Origin of the sequence: Variovorax nitratireducens (assembly GCF_051216545.1) — a bacterium.
GTDB lineage: Bacteria > Pseudomonadota > Gammaproteobacteria > Burkholderiales > Burkholderiaceae_C > Variovorax.
Genome location: NZ_JBPJZO010000004.1, coordinates 462,943 through 480,644 on the forward strand (window position 1 = coordinate 462,943; position 17,702 = coordinate 480,644).

The window sequence follows — 17,702 nt, forward strand, 5'->3', positions numbered from 1 at the left end:
AAAAAACGATAAACAAATGCGCGATGGACAGTCTAGCCCCGACCAGCCGGCGCCCGCTCGGGTTGTCGGTACATCACCGTGGCAAGACCCGGCAAGGATTCGCCCGCCAGATTCCCTTGTCCTCAGGAAGTTTTTGCCTGGAGGACGCGGCGCTTGAGCAGCACGGCGGGGTTGCCGGTGTAGACCCCCCAGGGCTCGAGCGCACTGAAGGCGACGGCCCGCGCGCCGAGCACCGCGCCTTCGCCCACCGTCACGCCGGGGCCTACGAAAGCCTCGGCGGCGATCCAGGCCCTGGCGCCGATCGCGATGGGTTTGGCGAACAGCTGGAACTCCGGCGTGGAGATGTCGTGGGTGCCGGCACAAAGGTGCGCGCCCTGCGAAACCAGTGCGCCTTCCCCGAGCGAGATCGGCGCCATGTTGTAGCAGGTGACCCGTTCGGCCAGCAACGTCCGGTCGGCCATCTGCAGGTGCGGCGGATACCAGACGGTGGCACTGCCGCGCACGTCGGCGAGTTCGCCCATCTGCGCGCCGAAAAGCTTCAACAGGAAACGTCGCCAGCCGCGCAGCGGTGGTGGCGTCCACGAAGCGAGCACGGCCCACACGAGGCCCCATGTGGCACGGAACAGCCGGTTCGACAGCGTGAAGCTGGGGCCGCCCTGGTGCGGTCGCACCTGCCGGGCATCGAGGGGTTGGAGTGCCATGTTCGGAGCGTGGACGGTGTGAATGGTTCAGCGGCTGCGGCTTTTCATGGCCCGCTCGACTTCGCGCTTGCCTTCGCGATCCTTGATGGTGTCGCGCTTGTCGTGCTCCGCCTTGCCCTTGGCAAGCGCGATCTCGCACTTCACCTTGCCGGCTTTCCAGTGCAGGTTGAGCGGCACCAGCGTGTAGCCCTTTTGCTCTACCTTGCCGGTGAGGCGGCGGATCTGCTCCTTGTGCAGCAGCAACTTCTTGGTGCGGATCGAGTCAGGCGTGGTGTGGGTCGAAGCGCTGCGCAGCGGATTGATCTGGCAGCCGACGATGAACATCTCGCCGTCGCGGATCATGACGTAGCCGTCGGTCAGTTGCACCTTGCCCTCGCGCAGTGATTTGACTTCCCAGCCCTCGAGCACCATCCCGGCCTCGAAGCGTTCCTCGAAGAAGTAGTTGTAGGCTGCCTTCTTGTTGTCGGCGATGCGGGTGGAGGGGTCTTGTTTTTTCTTGGTGGCCATGGCGCTTGATTTGGGGTCTGCATGGCTTCAATACAATCCGTCGCGCACGCTCGTGCCCATTCTATGAAAACAGTTCACAAGTCCGTTTTGATCTGGTACAGCGCCGAAGAGATGTACGGGCTCGTCACGGATGTCGCCAGGTATCCCGAGTTTCTGCCCTGGTGCGACCGCTCCAGGGTCATCGAGGAGGACGAGGCAGGCATGACGGCCGAAGTCGGCCTCGGTTTCGGCGGCATCCACCAGAGTTTCACCACGCGCAACACCCACGTGCCGGGCCGGGAGGTGCGGCTCAAGCTCATAAGCGGCCCATTCTCCAGTCTCGACGGCGTCTGGAAGTTTCAGCCGGTGGGCGACACCGCCGAGCGGGCCTGCCGCATCGACCTGAACCTGAGCTACGGGTTCAGCAATTTCGGCTTGCAGACCCTGATCGGCCCGATGTTCGACACGATCGCCTCAAGCCTGGTCGAAGCCTTCGTCAAGCGCGCGGAACAGGTCTACGGCAAGCCCGCCTGATGCAGATCACGCTGGTCTATTCGCCGGCTCCGCGCGAAGTGTTCGAAGCGCTGCTGGAACTGCCCGAAGGGGCCACTGCGCGCGATGCGGTGCTTGCCAGCGCACTGCCCGCGCAGTTTCCGGCGCTGGACTGGGCCGCACTGCCCGCCGGTCTTTGGGGCCGCGCCATCGAGTGGGATCGTGCGTTGAGCGATGGCGATCGCGTCGAGCTCTGCCGGCCGCTCGTCGTCGACCCCAAAGTGGCCCGGCGTGAGCGTTTCCGCCGGCAGGGCGCGCGTGCAACGGGGTTGTTTGCCCGGCGGCGCGACGGCGGCAAGGCCGGCTACTGAGCGTTCTGCAAAGCAAGGCGCGCTATCTTTTCGATAGCGCGCTTTTTACTTGCAGTCGCTGTCGATCACCGCTTGCACGCGCTGTGCTTCGGCAGCCCGTGCCTTGTCGTCCATGATCTCGCGCTCACCCTGGGCGTTGACGCGCGCAACGCGGATGCCGCTGTCGAAAGTGGCCTTGCCCTGTTTGGCACGGGTGCAGTTGTCGGCCTTGGCCTGCGCGACCTTCTGGGCCTCGGCGGCCTGCTTGGCTTTTTCGACCTCCTCGGCCTTGCGCGTCTTTTCCGCGAGTTCCTTGTCGACACCGGTCGGCTTCGGGACGCCGGCTGCAGGCGCAGCACCCGGCGCAGCGGCGTCCGGGGCAGTGGCAGCACCGGGCGCGGGCGCGACGCTCGCGCGCTGTGAGGCGCCGGCCGCGCGGCGCAGGATGTTCTTTTCGGGCACGTCGAGCGGCGGCGGCTGGTCGCTGAAAACCTTCTTGCCGGTGTTGTCGATCCACTGCCATTGCGCGCTGGCCGCCAGCGGCAGCGCGCAGGCCCATCCGAGAATCAAGACGTGCACAAATTTCATGGCGGGAAGTTTAGCGCTGTGTGAGGGTTTGTAACGCCGTCGGCGGCGCATTTACCGTGTAACGCGGGCATTCGGCAACAGTTGCGGACCACGAGTGTTGCCACCTCGCATCGGGGGCAAGGCCCGGGCCGTCCGGGTAACTACGGAGCGATCGTTACAATCCGTCTTTTGGAGCTTCACCCATGCGCCTTCTCGGCAAAGCGCTCACCTTCGACGACGTGTTGTTGGTGCCAGCGTTCTCCCAGGTCCTGCCCAAGGACACCTCCCTCGCCACCCGACTCTCCCGCAACATCTCGCTGAACCTGCCACTGGTTTCGGCGGCGATGGACACCGTGACCGAAGCGCGTCTCGCGATCGCGATCGCGCAAGAGGGTGGCATCGGCATCGTGCACAAGAACCTCACGGCGCAGCAACAGGCCGCCGAGGTGGCCCGTGTGAAGCGCTACGAATCGGGCGTGCTGCGCGACCCGGTGGTGATCACGCCGACGCACTCGGTGCGGCAGGTGATGGCGCTGTCGGACCAGCTCGGTATTTCAGGCTTTCCGGTCATCGACGGCGGCAAGGTGGTCGGCATCGTGACCGGACGCGACCTGCGCTTCGAAACGCGCTACGACGTGCCGGTCAGCGAGATCATGACGCAGCGCGACAAGCTCATCACCGTGCCCGACGGCACGACGCTGGCCGACGCCAAGGCACTGCTCAACAAGTACAAGCTCGAGCGCCTGCTGGTCATCAACGGCGACTGGGAGCTCAAGGGCCTGATCACCGTCAAGGACATCACCAAGCAGACCAGCTTCCCCAATGCCGCACGCGATGCCAACGGCCGCCTGCGCGTGGGTGCTGCGGTCGGCGTGGGCGAGGGCACCGAGGAGCGCGTCGAGGCCCTGGTCAAGGCCGGCGTCGACGCGATCGTGGTGGACACCGCGCACGGCCACAGTGCCGGCGTGATCGAACGCGTGCGCTGGGTCAAGAAGAACTATCCGCAGGTCGACGTGATCGGCGGCAACATCGCGACCGGCGACGCGGCGCGTGCGCTGGCAGACGTCGGCGCCGATGCGGTCAAGGTCGGCATCGGCCCCGGCTCGATCTGCACCACGCGCATCGTGGCCGGTGTCGGCGTGCCGCAGATCATGGCGGTCGACAGCGTTGCCACCGCCTTGCAAGGCACCGGCGTGCCGTTGATCTCCGACGGCGGCGTGCGCTACTCGGGCGACATCGCCAAGGCCATCGCCGCAGGGGCCAGCACCGTGATGATGGGCAGCATGTTCGCTGGCACCGAAGAGGCGCCCGGCGAGATCGTGCTGTACCAGGGCCGCAGCTACAAGAGCTACCGTGGCATGGGCAGCATCGGCGCCATGCAGCAGGGCAGCGCCGACCGCTACTTCCAGGAGTCGAGCACCGGCAACCCCAACACCGACAAGCTGGTGCCCGAGGGCATCGAAGGCCGCGTGCCCTACAAGGGCTCGATCGTGTCGATCGTCTACCAGATGGCCGGCGGCGTGCGCGCCAGCATGGGCTACTGCGGTTGCGCCACGATCGAGGACATGAAGAACAAGGCCGAGTTCGTCGAGATCACCACCGCCGGCATCCGCGAGAGCCACGTGCACGACGTGCAGATCACGAAGGAAGCGCCCAACTACCGGGCGGAATAGGGCTCACCCCCAGGCTGCGCGCACTTCGTGTCGCGCGCGCCAACCCCCTTGCAGGGGGCAACACCAGCGGCCCGGCAAAGCCGGTTCCGCGGTGTTTCTGGAATGGGCTGCGGTACCGGCAGTGGTTCGCGGCGAAATGCTTTTTCGGGTTATTCCATGCAACACGACAAGATCCTGATTCTCGATTTCGGCTCGCAAGTCACTCAGCTCATCGCCCGCCGGGTGCGGGAAGCCCATGTGCTCAGCGAGGTGCATCCGTGCGACGTCAGCGACGAATGGGTGCGCGAGTACGCGAAGGACGGCACGCTCAAGGGCGTGATCCTGTCTGGCAGCCACGCGAGCCTGTGGGAAGACGAAAGCCTGCGCGCGCCGCAGGCCGTGTTCGAGCTTGGCGTGCCGGTGCTGGGCATCTGCTTTGGCATGTACGCGATTGCTCACGCGCTCGGCGGTACGGTGGAAGGCGGTCACAAGCGCGAATTCGGCTACGCCGAGATTCGTGCCCGCGGCCACACGAAGCTGTTCGACGGGATCCAGGACTACGCCACGCCCGAAGGCCACGGCATGCTGCACGTCTGGATGAGCCACGGCGACAACGTGACCGAAATGCCGCCAGGCTTCAAGCTCATGGCCAGCACCGAGAGTTGCCCGATTGCCGGCATGGCAGACGAAGAACGTGGCTTCTATGCCGTGCAGTTCCATCCCGAAGTCACGCACACCTTGCAGGGACAGGCGATCCTGAACCGCTTCGTGCTGGACATCTGCAACGCCAAGCCCGACTGGGTCATGCGCGACCACATCGCCGAAGCGGTCGCGAAGATCCGCGAGCAGGTCGGCGACGAAGAGGTCATCCTGGGCCTCTCCGGCGGCGTCGATTCTTCGGTGGCGGCTGCGCTGATCCACCGCGCGATCGGCGATCAACTGACCTGTGTGTTCGTCGACCACGGCCTGCTGCGGCTGAACGAGGGCGACCTCGTGATGGACATGTTCGTCGGCAAGCTGCACGCCAAGGTGATCCGCGTCGACGCGAGCGACCTTTTCCTCGGCAAGCTCGCGGGCGTGAGCGAGCCCGAAGCCAAGCGCAAGATCATCGGCGGCGAGTTCGTCACCGTGTTCAAGCAGGAGGCCGCCAAGCTCACCAGCGCGGGCGCCAAGGGTGCCAAGTGGCTGGCCCAGGGCACGATCTACCCCGACGTGATCGAGTCCGGCGGCGCCAAGAGCAAGAAGGCCGTCACCATCAAGAGCCACCACAACGTCGGCGGCCTGCCCGAGCAATTGGGCCTGAAGCTGCTGGAGCCGCTGCGCGACCTGTTCAAGGACGAGGTGCGCGAGTTGGGCGTGGCGCTCGGCCTACCGCCCGAGATGGTGTACCGCCACCCGTTCCCAGGCCCCGGCCTGGGCGTGCGCATCCTCGGCGAAGTGAAGAAGGAATACGCAGACCTGCTGCGCCGCGCCGACGACATCTTCATCCAGGAACTGCGCAACTTCATCGACCCCGCCACCGGCAAGAGCTGGTACGACCTCACCAGCCAGGCTTTCACCGTGTTCCTGCCGGTCAAGAGCGTGGGCGTGATGGGCGACGGACGCACCTACGACTACGTGGTGGCGCTGCGCGCTGTGCAGACCAGCGACTTCATGACCGCCGACTGGGCCGAGCTGCCCTACGCGCTGCTCAAGAAGGTGTCGGGCCGCATCATCAACGAGGTGCGCGGGATCAACCGCGTGACCTACGACGTGAGTTCCAAGCCGCCGGCGACGATCGAGTGGGAGTGACCGCGGCAAGACCCGCGTTGGATGCGGCATGAGTAACCCAGCACAGCTTTCGTTGGACGGTATCGTCGCCGCGCCGCTGCCGACCGACCGGCTGTTCTTCGCGATCCTTCCGGACACCGATGCCGCTGCGCGCGCCAGGATGCTCGCGCACCAGCTCGCAGAGGCGCATCGCATGGGCGGCAAGCCGCTCGCAACGGAGCGGCTTCACGTCACGCTGCATCATCTGGGCGACTACGCGGGCTTGCCGCATGACATCGTGGCGGCGGCTGGCCCGGCCCTGTCGGCGCTCCGCTTCCCGCCCTTCGAGGTGGTGCTGGATCGCGCCATGACCTTCGGCAAGGTCGAGCGACGGCCGGTGGTTCTGGGTGGGCATGGCAGCGGGGTGGCGGGGCTGGTGGCGTTTCATCAGGCATTGCTCGCCACCATCGGTGGGCGCGCGAGCGGCAACTTCGTGCCGCATCTGACGCTGCTGTATGACGAACAGGCGGTTCCCGAACACGACGTGGAGCCGATCGCGTGGATCGCGCGCGAATTCGTGCTGGTTCACAGCGCGATCAACCAGCGCAGGCACGGGCACGAGACCCTGGCGCGCTGGCCCCTGCGCCGCTGAGCGTGGTCACCCGCCCAGGCGTGCGACCGCGCGCGCCAGCGCCAGCACCGACAGCGGCGCCGACCCTTCCGCCTTGTTGTTGACCGTGACGTAGGCGTTGTGGCCCGCGCCCGTGGTGCCCGCGATCACGCGGGCCAGCGCTTCGCGCGTCTCGGGATCCGGGTCGACCAGCTTGTCGAAAGGTTCGTAGAGCGCCTTGGCCTGCTCGTAGCCATGGCCGCCGTGCAGGCGGTTCAGGTTCCAGCGGCAGACCAGCGGCCCCGGCCACAGCGCGCGCAACAGCGGCAGTTGTGCGGCGATCGGCGGCAGTTTGGGATGCAGGCCCAGGCAGTAGGTGGCGCCGGCCTCGCGCAGCACTTCCACGAAGGCTGGCGTCAGGAACTCCGGGTTGCGCACTTCGACCGCGATCACGCCGTAGGGCGCGGCAGGGCGCAGCGCGGGCAGGGCGGCCAGCATCGCGCGCAGGCGTTGCAGGATCTCCGGCATCTGCGCCAGCATCGATCCCGGCAACGGGCTCAACTGGAACACCAGCGCGCCGATCTTGTCGCCAAGGCCGTCCAGTGCGGGCTGCACGAACTGTTGCGCCGCGAGCGCGGGGTCGAGAAAGACCGGGTTCGGCTGCTCGCCCCGCCCATCTTCCGCCCGCACCATCGCATCGGCCACGAGGCTCGGCGCCTTCACGACAAAGCGGAAGTCGTCCGGTACCTGCGCCGCATAGGCGGCGAACTGGCTGGCCGAGAGCGGCCGGTAGAACGTGCGATCCAGGCTCACGCTGCGCAGCAGTGGATGCTTTGCATAGGCGGCCAGCCCGTGCTTCGACAAGACCGGCTGTCCGTACTCGCCGTCCCAGACCAGACCGACCCATCCCGGGAAATACCAGGACGAGGTGCCGAGTCGCAACTGCGGCGGCAGTGCGGCGGCCAATGTCTGCTGTGCGGGATCGATGGGTGCCGGCAACACTTTTGGCTCCCCGGCGCGCTTGCGCACGGTGCCCGCGGCCGCAGCGGGCACGGGCGGCATGTCCGGGTCGTCGAAGAGGGCGTCTTGCATGTGGGGCTTGCGTGACACCGACTCTGGATCAAGCCAAATAGGGCGGCAGCGCCCATCGGACGGGCGCGAGGCGACAATGGCGGGGCCATGTACCTGCCGCCCCAATTCAATGTGAAGGATCGCGCCACAGCCGTCGAGCTGATGCGCGACCACGCTTTCGCCAGTCTCATTTCGAACGACGACGAGGGCGTGCCCTGCGTGACGCACCTGCCGCTCGTGCTCGAAGAACGCGCTGAGGGCGAGTCGGGCGAGCTGGTGCTCTGGGGCCACTGCGCCAAACCCAATCCGCACTGGCGCTACCTGCAGGCACGGCCCCGGGCCGTTGTCACGTTCCTCGGCCCGCACGCCTACCTGTCGCCGTCGGTGTATCCGGATCTGGCCCGCGTTCCCACCTGGAACTACCTGGCGGTGCATTGCACGGTCGAGGCGCGGCTGGTCGAGGCACCGGCCGAAAAAGACGCGCTGCTCAAGCGCCTGATCGGCCAGCACGAACCGGCGTATGCGCAGCAGTGGCGCGATCTGGGCGACGACTTTCAGCAAAAGATGCTGGCCGGCATCGTCGGCTTCGAGCTGCGCGTCACGGCGCTCCAGTGCAAGGTCAAGCTCAACCAGCACCGCAAAGAATCTCATGCGGCAATGCACGCCACCTACAGCCAGGGCACGCCCGACGAGCGGGCGCTGGCCGTCTGGATGCAGCGGCTCGGCATGGCCATCGACAAAGGAACCGAGCATGCGTAGCCTGGGGTTGATCGGGTTGGTGCTGGCACTGTTGATCGTCGGCGTGCTCGTGAAGAAGCAGATGAACAGCGTGGCGCCTGCGGCGGCGCCGCAGTCCGGCGCACCGGCGCCCGCCGTGCGTGCGCAAAGCCAGCAGATCCAGCAGCAGGTGCGGGAGCAGGTCGATGCCGCGATGCAGGCCCGCCCCCTGCCGGACGACGCCAAGTAGCCGGCCCTTCCATGACAGATGCCGACTGGATGCAACGCGCACTCGGCGAGGCGCGCGTGGCTGCCGACGCGGGCGAGGTGCCGGTCGGCGCCGTGCTCGTGAAAGACGGCGTCCAGATCGCCATCGGCCGCAACACGCCGGTGGCGCAGCACGATCCGAGTGCCCATGCCGAAATCAATGCGCTGCGCGCCGCGGCCTCCGCGCTGGGTAACTACAGGCTCGATGGCTGCACGCTGTATGTGACGCTCGAACCGTGCGCCATGTGCGCCGGCGCGATGCTGCACGCGCGGCTGGCGCGCGTGGTGTTCGGCGCGGCCGACCCGAAGACCGGCGCTGCCGGTTCGGTGCTCGACCTGTTTGCCCAGCCGCAACTGAACCATCGAACGGTGGTGCAGGGCGGGGTGCTGGCGCACGAATGCGGGGCGCTGCTGCAGCAGTTCTTTCGTGCGCGCCGCGACCAGGCACGCGAGCAGGCGCAGCCATTGCGCGACGATGCCCTGCGCACGCCCGACGCCCGTTTTGCCGCGTTGCCCGACTGGCCCTGGACGCCGCACTACCTGAGCGAGCTGCCGAGCCTGAATGGCTGGCGCCTGCACTTCGTCGACGAGGGCCCGGCGGATGCGCCGCTGGCCATCGTCGCGCTGCACGGGCCCGGCCAGTGGGGTTACCTGTACAGGCATCTGATCGACCGGCTCGTGGCGCTCGACGGGCCGCGCGTGCTGGTTCCCGACCTCATCGGCTTCGGGCGCAGCGACAAGCCCAAGCGCGAAACTGCGCACCGGCCCGAATGGCATGCCGGGGTGTTGCGCGAGTGGATTGAACGACTGGCATTGCCGCGGGTTCTGCTGGTGCATGGCACCGGAGACGATGTGCTGGCTGCGTTGCTCGCCGCTTCCCTGCCGCAGCGGATCGTCGGCCGCCTCTGTGCCCGGAGCCAGTCGGATGCGGCCAGTGACGCGGCCTGGCGCCTGCCATTCGTCGATGCCGGCTACCAGGCTGGTCTGCGCGCATGGAAGGCGCCCCGAGGCCAGGTGTTTGACCTCGCGCCGGCGCAGGCGTCCGAGCTGGCCGAGGCCGCAATGGGATACTTCGCGCCGTGACCAAACACATCTACATTTTTTCGCCGTCGAGCGCAGTGCGCGACAAGGCTGCATTCAAGCGCGGCGTGGCCCGGCTCAAGGCCTTGGGCCATGACGTGGAGATCGACGAAGCCGCACTCGCCGTCCACCAACGCTTTGCCGGCGACGACGCCACGCGGCTTGCCGCCATTGCCCGTGCCGCCGCCAGCGGTGCCGACGTCGCCCTGATCTCGCGCGGCGGCTATGGCCTGACGCGCATCCTCGACGCACTGCCGTACAAGGCCGTGGCCAAGGCGATCGCACATGGCACCGAGTTCGTCGGCCTGAGCGACTTCACCGCGTTCCAGCAGGCATTGCTGGCCAAGACCGGTGCCGTCAGCTGGGCCGGGCCGGCCGTGGGCGAAGACTTTGGCGCCGAGGCCGGTTCCGACGACATCATGGAAGCCTGCTTCGACGACCTGCTGGCCGGGCAGGGCGAGGGCACCGGCTGGCGGCTGCCCGCACGCGATGCCGAGGCCGCGAGCGGCATGCGCAGCATCCATGGCGCGCAGCTGTGGGGCGGCAATCTCTGCGTGCTGACCAGTCTGCTCGGCACACCCTACTTTCCGGTGATCGACAATGGCGTGCTGTTTCTCGAGGACGTGGGCGAGCATCCCTACCGGATCGAACGCATGCTTGAGCAACTGCGCCATGCGGGCGTGCTCGCGCGTCAGAAAGCGATCCTGATGGGCCAGTTCACCGGCTACCGCAAGGTGCCGAACGACCGCGGTTTCAGTCTGCAGGGGGTGGTGGAGCGGTTGCGCGGCCAGATCAAGGCGCCGGTGCTGACCGGCCTGCCATTTGGCCATGTGCCGACCAAGGTGCTGCTACCTGTCGGCGCCAAAGTGGAAATCGCGGCCGAGGGCCGCGATGTGTTCATGGTGTGGGGACATCGGCACGCTCATCACCATTGAGCGATACCGGAGGTGTCTGGCGTCAGACGCTGAAGCGATGGTGGGCGCGCGGCCCCATGGTTTCGGGCAAGCGCCCTTTGAACATGACGTTGATGGGGCGCAGCTGCCGACGCGCCGCTGCCTCGCCATCGAGCTCGACCAGCGCGGACATCACATCCTGGCGCAAGTACCACAGCGCTTCGAGGTCATCGGCGAAGCGCACCCGCTGGGCGACGCGCTGAATGCCATGGCCGCCATGCACCTGGAGCAGGGAGAGCATGGCATTGCGGATGCGACTTGTGTGGCGTGGCTCCGAACCCCGCGATCCGAAGCCCGGAATAGACAGAAGTCGAAAGAAACCACTGAGTGAAATCATGGCGCAAAGGCGAATCGCCGGAGCAGTTGATGGGGTGACGTTACGGGTAACGCACCCTCGGCACAAGCGGGGGCACACTTTTTAATGTTTAAAAACAACATACTTCACGAAAGTCCTTATGCGTCTTCTGAGGAATGGATACCTAAGTTCTACCTTGTTCGTGAGAATGCGAAACGGGTGAAACCAATATGGCGAAGCCGGCGTACCCTGTGTATCAAATGCACAGAGTCTTTTTGAACCGGTTGACCGCGGTTGTCAGTAGGAGCGCATCGACAGCGATGAGGGCTGCTTTGCCATAATTTCAGTGCGATCGATACCAAGTTGATAAAAATGGCCGCTCCCCCCACCGTCGTATTTGCTGATTTGACCGGGAGCACTCGCGTGTTCGAGGCCATGGGCAATGCGCGCGCGACGGAAACGGTCACCCGGCTTGTTCAGTGGATCGGAGGTGTTTGCGAATCGCACCACGGGCGCGTCGTCAAGACGCTCGGCGATGGCGTGTTTGCGATATTTCCAGACGGAGCATCCGCTGTCGGCGCGGTGCTTGAGCTGCAGCGCAACCACCAGAAGCGCCTGATGGTGTGGCCAGCGCCACTGCGCATGGATCTTCAGATCGGGGTGGCCAGCGGCGAGGTGCTCGAGGTCGATGGCGACTCCTATGGCGACGCGGTCAATCTGGCATCCCGACTGAGCGATCTGGCAGGCCCGGGGCAGATCTGGGCGACCGAATCGGTGATCGACCAGCTCGGTGAAACCGGCGTGCGGCATCGCAATCTAGGACCGATCAATATTCGTGGCAAGAGCGAAACGCCGATCGTGCACCGCATCGACTGGCAGGACGAAGTGACGGAGTTCCTCACCATGCCGGCGTCGCTGGCACACCAGCCGCGGCCGACCGACTCGTCGTTCGGCCAGATCGAGCTGTCGTGGCTCGACGTGCGCTCGCTGTTTCGCGCGGACGAACTTCCGATTCACCTGGGGCGCGTCGACGAAGCCCAGTTCGTGGTCAATGACCCGCGGGTGTCGCGCCTGCATGCTCGCATCGAGGCGCGGCAAGGCAGTTGTGTGCTGGTGGATGTCAGCACCTACGGCACCTGGGTACGCTTCCACGGCACCGCCGGGGCCAGTGGCGAAATCGCGCTGCGGCGCGACGAGTGCGTGCTGCACGGCAGCGGAGAAATCGGCCTGGGCGCACCGCTGAGCGATTTCAGCGCGCCGACCATTTCGTTCAACACCACCGGCAACAACGTGCTGCTGGGACGAAAGGACGCCCGCTAGGGGCGTTGCCGCTTACTCGACCTTCGCGCTGGCGCGCAGGCCTTCCTGGTACTTTTGCAGCTTCTGCTGCTGCAGTTGCTGGGTGACCTGCGGCTTGACTTCCTCGAGCTTCGGCAACGTGGCCTGACGGATGTCATCGACGCGGATGATGTGGTAGCCGAACTGCGACTTGACCGGTGCCGGCGTGGTTTCGCCCTTCTTGAGCTTGATCATGGCCTCCGAGAACTCGGGCACGAAGCTCGCCGGGTTGGCCCAATCGAGGTCGCCGCCGTTGGCGCCCGATCCCGGATCCTTGCTCTGCTTCTTGGCGAGGTCTTCGAACTTGGCACCCTTCTTCAGGTCGGCCAGGATCTTCAGCGCCTGGTCTTCTTTCTCGACCAGGATGTGGCGCGCCTTGTATTCCTTGCCGCCGTTGGCCGCGACGAACTTGTCGTACTCGGCCTGCACGTCGGCATCGGTCACCGGGCTGGCCTTGCGGTAGTTGTCGAACAGCGTGCGGATCAGGATTGCCTGGCGTGCGAGTTCGAGCTGCGCCCTGAACTCGTCGCTCTTGTCGATGCCCTGTTTTTGCGCTTCCTGCATGAACACTTCGCGCGTGACGACTTCCTCGCGCAGCTGCGTCTGCATTTCAGGGGTCACCGGGCGGCCGGCAGCGGCGAGCTGCTGGGCCAGCATGTCCATGCGGGCCTTGGGCACGGCCTTGCCGTTGACGATGGCGGCGTTCTGCGCGAAGGCGGCCACGGGAATGGCGCCGATGAGCGCCGCGGCCGCAACGGCCTGCAGGAGTTGTTTTTTCATGATGAACGGGGGGTAAAGAGGGGGCGCGACGGCCGAAAGACGTGACGCTCAGAGCGTCTCGATGGCAATGGCGTGAAGGCCCTGTGCGATAAAAATGTGCAGCGCATCATACACAAGGCGATGCTGCGCAACACGCGGTTTGCCGGCGAACAAGGGGCTGGCGATGCGCACCCGGAAGTGCGTGCCGTAGCCCTCGTCACCGGCGCCGGCATGGCCGGCGTGCGAGGCGCTCTCGTCGATGACTTCGAGCACCGTCGGTTGCAGCGCTTGGCGCAGCGCGGCTTCGAGGTCGGCCGCTCGCGGCAGCAGCGTGGTGGTCGTGCTCATGCTCATGCGGCGGGCGTGTCGTCGGACTTCAGATGGGGCGAAATGTAGAGGCCCTGCGCGATCAGGAAGGCGATCGGGAAGGCATAGCCCCAGAGCTTGAAATTGACCCAGGCGTCGGTGCTGAAGTACATCGCCACATAGCCGTTGATCGTGGCCATGAACACGCAGTAGCCGATCCAGGCGACGTTCAGGTGCGTCCAGATGCGGTCGGGCAGCTGCAACTGCTTGCCGAGCATCACCTGGAGGAAATTCCTGCGAAAGCCCCAGTAGGCGACGGCCAGCGCGAGCGCCATCGCGCCGTACAGCGCGGTCGGCTTCCATTTGATGAAGCGGTCGTCGTGCAGCGCGAGCGTGAGCGAGCCGAACAGCAGGATCAGCACCAGCGTGGCCTTCTGCATCGGCTCCAGCCGGCGCGTGGTGAACCAGATGATCGCCATCTGCAGCACGGTGCCGGCCATCAGCACGCCCGTCGCGACATAGATGTCGTACAGCTTGAAGGCGCCGAAAAACAGCAGGATCGGGAAGAAGTCGAGCAGCAGTTTCATTCGTTTGTCTTGGTGCCGGGAGTGAAATCGAGCGAGGCCGAGTTCATGCAGTAGCGCAGGCCCGTTTCGGTCGGGCCGTCGGGGAACACGTGGCCCAGGTGCGCGCCGCAGTTGGCGCAGACGTTTTCGGTGCGCGTCATGCCGTGCGAACGGTCGACGATGTTCCTGATCGCGCCCGGCACCGCTTCTTCCGAAAAGCTCGGCCATCCGCAGCCGGCGTCGAACTTGGTGCCCGATTCGAACAGCTTGGCGCCGCAGCAGATGCAATGGTAGATGCCGTCGGCCCAGTTGGCTTCGTATTTGCCGGTGAAAGGGCGCTCGGTGGCGGCATGGCGGGTGACTTCGAAGGCGCCGCGCTCAGCGCCTTTTTCGGCGAGCAGGGCTTTCCATTCGGCGTCGGTTTTCTGGACGGAGGAGGTCATGATGAACAGCTGATTTCGATCGAGGAGGCCCAGTCGGGCGGGAAGCCGGCGTAGGCATCTTGCCCGGCGTGTTCCTCAAATGGGGTTTCGAGGAGTTTCAGCAAGGTTGCGACGCCCGCGAAGTCCTTGCGGTGCGCCGATTCGATTGCCCGCTGGCCCAAGTGGTTCCGCAGCACGAATTTCGGGTTGGTTGCCAGCATCAAATCGGCCGCCGACGCCCGCGGGACGGTCGCAAGGCGCTCTGAAAATAATAGCAGCCAGGCGTCGAAAGCAGCCGTGTCGGCGAACAGGTCGCGCACGGTTTGCGCATCCTCGCCGGCCATGTGTTGCGACAGGCGGCGCCAGAAGATCGTCCAGTCGGTCTGCTCCTTTGCCAGCAGCGACAGCGCACCTTCGATGAGTCCGCGGTCGCCATCGCGCGCATCGGCCAGTCCCAGTTTGGCGCCCATGCGCCGCTCGAACTCGCGCGGGAACACGGTCTTGTACGACTCCAGCGCGGCGATCGCCACCTCTTGCTCGCCGATCAGCGGGAGCAAAGCCTGGCCGAGGCAATAGAGGTTCCAGTAGGCCACGTTGGGTTGCTGGTTGTAGGCATAGCGGCCGCCGGTGTCGCTGTGGTTGCAGATGTGGCGCGGGTTGAAGCCGTCGAGAAACTGGAACGGGCCGTAGTCGATCGTGAGCCCCAGGATGCTCATGTTGTCGGTGTTCATCACGCCGTGGCAAAAGCCGACCGCCTGCCACTGCGCCATCAGCGCCGCGGTGCGTTCGCTCACGGCTTCGAGCAGCGCCGCGTAGGCGTTGCCGCCGAAGCCTTCGGTGGCCCGGCACGCCGGGTAGTGGCGGTCGATCACGAAGTCAGCCAGCGCACGCAGTTCGTCGTAGCGCTCATTGGCCGAGAAGTGCTCGAAATGGCCGAAGCGGATGAAGCTGGTCGCGGTGCGCGTCACCACCGCGGCGGTTTCGAGTTCTTCGCGGCGCACGCGTGCGTCGGAACCCGTCATGCACAGCGCGCGCGTGGTCGGGATGCCGAGCGCGTGCATCGCCTCGCTGCAAAGGAATTCGCGGACGCTCGAGCGCAGCACCGCACGGCCATCGCCCATGCGCGAGTAGGGCGTCCGGCCGGCCCCCTTGAGCTGCACTTCGAAGCCGTTTTCCGTTTCACCGAGCAGGATCGCGCGCCCATCGCCGAGCTGGCCGGCCCAGACACCGAACTGGTGCCCGCTGTAGACGGTCGCCAACGGATCCATTCCGGGCAGCAGCGCATTGCCCGTGAAGACTTCCAGCGCTTCGCTCGAGCTGGACCAGTCGGCATCGAGTCCAATCTGCCGGGCCGCCGCATCGCTGCGGCCGACCCAGTACGGTTCGGGCAGCGGGGTGGGCTGAAGTCGGGTGAAAAAGGCCGGTGCCAGGGTCGCAAACCCGTTGCGCCATCGCAGCCCGGTCTCGGAGGCGACAGCGAGGTCGGCCGTTTCGGAAGGGGAATCCATGGCTGCGATTGTCCGGCAGTTCGTCGCACCCGCCGGCGGTACGGGCATTCCCGCATCGGCGGCATGCTGCGCTGCGCAATACTCCCGCTCAACAATTTTGATTACTGAGACAAGGAACTTCCAGATGCTGGGTTTGATGCAAGACCAACCGCTGTTGATCTCGTCGCTGCTCGAGTTCGCCGACCGCCACCATGGCGACGCCGAAATCGTTTCGCGCCGCGTCGAGGGCGACATCCATCGCTACACCTGGACCGACGTGGCAGCCCGCTCGCGCCAGGTGGCCAATGCGCTCGACGGCAGCGACCTGCTGTTCAGCGACCGCGTCGCCACGCTGGCCTGGAACGGCTACCGGCATCTGGAGCTGTATTACGGCGTGAGCGGCTCCGGCCGCGTGCTGCACACCATCAACCCGCGCCTGCATCCGGACCAGATCGCGTGGATCGCGAACCATGCCGAAGACCAGGTCCTCGCGTTCGACCTGACTTTCCTGCCGCTGGTGCAGGCGGTGCATGCGCGCTGCCCGGGCGTGAAGAAGTGGATCGCGCTGTGCGACGCCGACAAGCTGCCGGCCGACAGCGGTGTGCCCAATCTGGTCAGCTACGAAGCCTGGATTGCGCCGCATCCGAGCCGCTACGACTGGCCGGCTTTCGACGAGAACTCCGCCTCGAGCATGTGCTACACCAGCGGCACCACCGGCAACCCGAAGGCCGCGCTCTACAGCCACCGCTCGACCATCCTGCATGCCTACGCCGCCGCGCTGCCGGACGTGATGCGCCTGTCGGCACGCGACTCGGTGCTGCCGGTGGTGCCGATGTTCCACGTCAACGCCTGGGGCATCCCGTACTCGGCCGCGCTCACCGGCTGCAAGCTGGTATTTCCCGGGCCGGCGATGGACGGCAAGTCGGTTTTCGAGCTCATCGAAGCCGAGGGCGTCACCTTTGCGGCCGGCGTGCCGACGGTCTGGCAGATGATGCTGGGCCACATGCAGGCCAACGGCCTCAAGTTCTCCAGGCTCAACCGCACGGTGATCGGCGGCTCGGCCTGTCCGCCGGCCATGATCCACGCGTTCCAGGAGCAGTACAACGTCGAGGTGCTGCATGCCTGGGGCATGACCGAGATGAGCCCGCTCGGCACGCTTTGCACGCTCAAGAACAAGCACTTGAAGCTGCCCGCCGCCGAGCAGGCTGCCATCCGCCTCAAGCAGGGCCGGGCGATCTTCGGCGTCGACATGAAAATCGTCGACGGCAATGGCGCGGAACTGCCATGGGACGGCAAGGCCTACGGCGACCTGCTGGTCAAGGGCCCGTGGATCGTCAAGGAATATTTCAAGGGCGAGGGCGGCGACCCGCTGATTCCCGATGCACAAGGTCGCGGCTGGTTTCCCACCGGCGACGTCGCCACCATCGACCCCGACGGCTTCCTGCAGATCACCGACCGCAGCAAGGACGTGATCAAGTCGGGCGGCGAGTGGATCAGCTCGATCGAGATCGAGAACATCGCGGTCGCGCATCCGGCCATCGCCCTGGCGGCTTGCGTCGGCGTGTTCCATCCCAAGTGGGACGAGCGCCCGATCGTGGTGGTGGCGAAAAAGCCGGGCGGCGAAGTCACGCGCGAAGAACTGCTGCAGTTCTACGAAGGCAAGACCGCCAAGTGGCAGATCCCGGACGACGTGGTCTTCGTCGAAGCCATTCCGCTCGGCGCCACCGGCAAGATCCTGAAGACCAAGCTGCGCGAGCAGCTCAAGGGCTACAAGCTGCCCGGGCTCTGAAACGCCCTACCGGCCGGTAGCATCGTCTGTCGCATGGGTGATAGA

21 protein-coding genes are annotated in these 17,702 nt (G+C 65.9%); 11 read left to right on the forward strand and 10 right to left on the reverse strand.

Features of this window, described 5'->3' with window-relative positions; genetic code table 11:
• Window positions 1-122 precede the first annotated feature (122 nt).
• The gene (locus ACSFA8_RS14325; protein WP_435480167.1) at window positions 123-701 is read right to left on the reverse strand and encodes an LbetaH domain-containing protein; all 579 of its coding nucleotides are present in this window, start codon (window positions 699-701) and stop codon (window positions 123-125) included.
• Between the two features lie 27 nt (window positions 702-728).
• Window positions 729-1,208: an SsrA-binding protein SmpB gene (gene smpB, locus ACSFA8_RS14330; RefSeq protein WP_286543990.1), complete on the reverse strand. Its 480-nt coding sequence runs from the start codon at window positions 1,206-1,208 to the stop codon at window positions 729-731.
• 63 nt (window positions 1,209-1,271) lie between these two features.
• Here smpB and ACSFA8_RS14335 point away from each other — a divergent pair, with 63 nt between their 5' ends.
• Both ACSFA8_RS14335 and ACSFA8_RS14340 read left to right on the forward strand, forming a co-directional pair.
• Window positions 1,272-1,721, forward strand: coding sequence for a type II toxin-antitoxin system RatA family toxin (locus tag ACSFA8_RS14335; RefSeq protein WP_435480168.1), 450 nt, complete (start codon window positions 1,272-1,274; stop codon window positions 1,719-1,721).
• Window positions 1,721-2,050, forward strand: a complete 330-nt coding sequence (locus ACSFA8_RS14340; protein ID WP_435480169.1) for an RnfH family protein — start codon at window positions 1,721-1,723, stop codon at window positions 2,048-2,050. The genes ACSFA8_RS14335 and ACSFA8_RS14340 overlap by 1 nt, the downstream gene beginning before the upstream one ends.
• A gap of 45 nt (window positions 2,051-2,095) precedes the next feature.
• Here the strand turns inward: ACSFA8_RS14340 and ACSFA8_RS14345 are convergent, their stop codons facing one another.
• Window positions 2,096-2,617, reverse strand: coding sequence for a DUF4124 domain-containing protein (locus ACSFA8_RS14345; RefSeq protein WP_435480170.1), 522 nt, complete (start codon window positions 2,615-2,617; stop codon window positions 2,096-2,098).
• Window positions 2,618-2,799: 182 nt separating this feature from the next.
• Between ACSFA8_RS14345 and guaB the strand changes: the two genes are divergently transcribed.
• From guaB to ACSFA8_RS14360, 3 genes are all read left to right on the forward strand, one after another.
• Window positions 2,800-4,269 (forward strand): IMP dehydrogenase, encoded by a 1,470-nt coding sequence (gene guaB, locus ACSFA8_RS14350; RefSeq protein WP_435480171.1) that lies wholly within the window; start codon window positions 2,800-2,802, stop codon window positions 4,267-4,269.
• A 156-nt stretch (window positions 4,270-4,425) separates the two neighbouring features.
• The gene (gene guaA, locus ACSFA8_RS14355) at window positions 4,426-6,039 is read left to right on the forward strand and encodes a glutamine-hydrolyzing GMP synthase (RefSeq protein ID WP_435480172.1); all 1,614 of its coding nucleotides are present in this window, start codon (window positions 4,426-4,428) and stop codon (window positions 6,037-6,039) included.
• A 28-nt stretch (window positions 6,040-6,067) separates the two neighbouring features.
• A complete protein-coding gene (locus tag ACSFA8_RS14360) occupies window positions 6,068-6,649 on the forward strand; it encodes a 2'-5' RNA ligase family protein (protein WP_435480173.1) in 582 nt (193 codons plus the stop codon).
• 6 nt (window positions 6,650-6,655) lie between these two features.
• Here the strand turns inward: ACSFA8_RS14360 and ACSFA8_RS14365 are convergent, their stop codons facing one another.
• Entirely contained in the window at window positions 6,656-7,699 is a 1,044-nt protein-coding gene (locus ACSFA8_RS14365) for a DUF72 domain-containing protein (protein WP_435480174.1), read from the reverse strand.
• Window positions 7,700-7,786: 87 nt separating this feature from the next.
• Here ACSFA8_RS14365 and ACSFA8_RS14370 point away from each other — a divergent pair, with 87 nt between their 5' ends.
• Genes ACSFA8_RS14370 through ACSFA8_RS14385 form a run of 4 tightly spaced genes read left to right on the forward strand, consistent with a single transcriptional unit; the run spans window position 7,787 to window position 10,677 of the window.
• A complete protein-coding gene (locus tag ACSFA8_RS14370) occupies window positions 7,787-8,437 on the forward strand; it encodes an FMN-binding negative transcriptional regulator (protein WP_435480175.1) in 651 nt (216 codons plus the stop codon).
• The gene (locus ACSFA8_RS14375; protein ID WP_435480176.1) at window positions 8,430-8,645 is read left to right on the forward strand and encodes a hypothetical protein; all 216 of its coding nucleotides are present in this window, start codon (window positions 8,430-8,432) and stop codon (window positions 8,643-8,645) included. Before ACSFA8_RS14370 ends, ACSFA8_RS14375 begins: the two co-directional genes overlap by 8 nt.
• Before the next feature lie 11 nt (window positions 8,646-8,656).
• Window positions 8,657-9,745 (forward strand): tRNA adenosine(34) deaminase TadA, encoded by a 1,089-nt coding sequence (gene tadA / locus ACSFA8_RS14380; RefSeq protein ID WP_435480177.1) that lies wholly within the window; start codon window positions 8,657-8,659, stop codon window positions 9,743-9,745.
• Complete coding sequence (locus ACSFA8_RS14385) at window positions 9,742-10,677, forward strand: LD-carboxypeptidase (protein WP_435480178.1); 936 nt, start codon at window positions 9,742-9,744, stop codon at window positions 10,675-10,677. The genes tadA and ACSFA8_RS14385 overlap by 4 nt, the downstream gene beginning before the upstream one ends.
• Window positions 10,678-10,699: 22 nt before the next feature.
• Here ACSFA8_RS14385 and ACSFA8_RS14390 read toward each other — a convergent pair whose 3' ends face one another.
• Window positions 10,700-10,936 carry a hypothetical protein gene (locus ACSFA8_RS14390; protein WP_435480179.1) on the reverse strand — a complete coding sequence of 79 codons (237 nt, stop codon included), beginning with the start codon at window positions 10,934-10,936 and terminating at the stop codon, window positions 10,700-10,702.
• Between the two features lie 426 nt (window positions 10,937-11,362).
• Here ACSFA8_RS14390 and ACSFA8_RS14395 point away from each other — a divergent pair, with 426 nt between their 5' ends.
• Entirely contained in the window at window positions 11,363-12,310 is a 948-nt protein-coding gene (locus ACSFA8_RS14395) for an adenylate/guanylate cyclase domain-containing protein (protein WP_435480180.1), read from the forward strand.
• A gap of 12 nt (window positions 12,311-12,322) precedes the next feature.
• Here ACSFA8_RS14395 and ACSFA8_RS14400 read toward each other — a convergent pair whose 3' ends face one another.
• Genes ACSFA8_RS14400 through ACSFA8_RS14420 form a run of 5 tightly spaced genes read right to left on the reverse strand, consistent with a single transcriptional unit; the run spans window position 12,323 to window position 15,889 of the window.
• Window positions 12,323-13,108: a peptidylprolyl isomerase gene (locus tag ACSFA8_RS14400; protein WP_435480181.1), complete on the reverse strand. Its 786-nt coding sequence runs from the start codon at window positions 13,106-13,108 to the stop codon at window positions 12,323-12,325.
• A 48-nt stretch (window positions 13,109-13,156) separates the two neighbouring features.
• Window positions 13,157-13,435, reverse strand: a complete 279-nt coding sequence (locus ACSFA8_RS14405) for a BolA family protein (RefSeq protein ID WP_435480182.1) — start codon at window positions 13,433-13,435, stop codon at window positions 13,157-13,159.
• 2 nt (window positions 13,436-13,437) lie between these two features.
• Window positions 13,438-13,980 carry a septation protein A gene (locus ACSFA8_RS14410; RefSeq protein WP_435480183.1) on the reverse strand — a complete coding sequence of 181 codons (543 nt, stop codon included), beginning with the start codon at window positions 13,978-13,980 and terminating at the stop codon, window positions 13,438-13,440.
• Complete coding sequence (gene msrB / locus ACSFA8_RS14415) at window positions 13,977-14,402, reverse strand: peptide-methionine (R)-S-oxide reductase MsrB (RefSeq protein ID WP_435480184.1); 426 nt, start codon at window positions 14,400-14,402, stop codon at window positions 13,977-13,979. The genes ACSFA8_RS14410 and msrB overlap by 4 nt, the downstream gene beginning before the upstream one ends.
• On the reverse strand, window positions 14,399-15,889 hold the full coding sequence (locus tag ACSFA8_RS14420; RefSeq protein ID WP_435480185.1) for a protein adenylyltransferase SelO: 1,491 nt from the start codon (window positions 15,887-15,889) through the stop codon (window positions 14,399-14,401). The genes msrB and ACSFA8_RS14420 overlap by 4 nt, the downstream gene beginning before the upstream one ends.
• Before the next feature lie 124 nt (window positions 15,890-16,013).
• Between ACSFA8_RS14420 and ACSFA8_RS14425 the strand changes: the two genes are divergently transcribed.
• Window positions 16,014-17,657, forward strand: coding sequence for a 3-(methylthio)propionyl-CoA ligase (locus ACSFA8_RS14425; RefSeq protein ID WP_435480186.1), 1,644 nt, complete (start codon window positions 16,014-16,016; stop codon window positions 17,655-17,657).
• Window positions 17,658-17,702 lie beyond the last annotated feature (45 nt).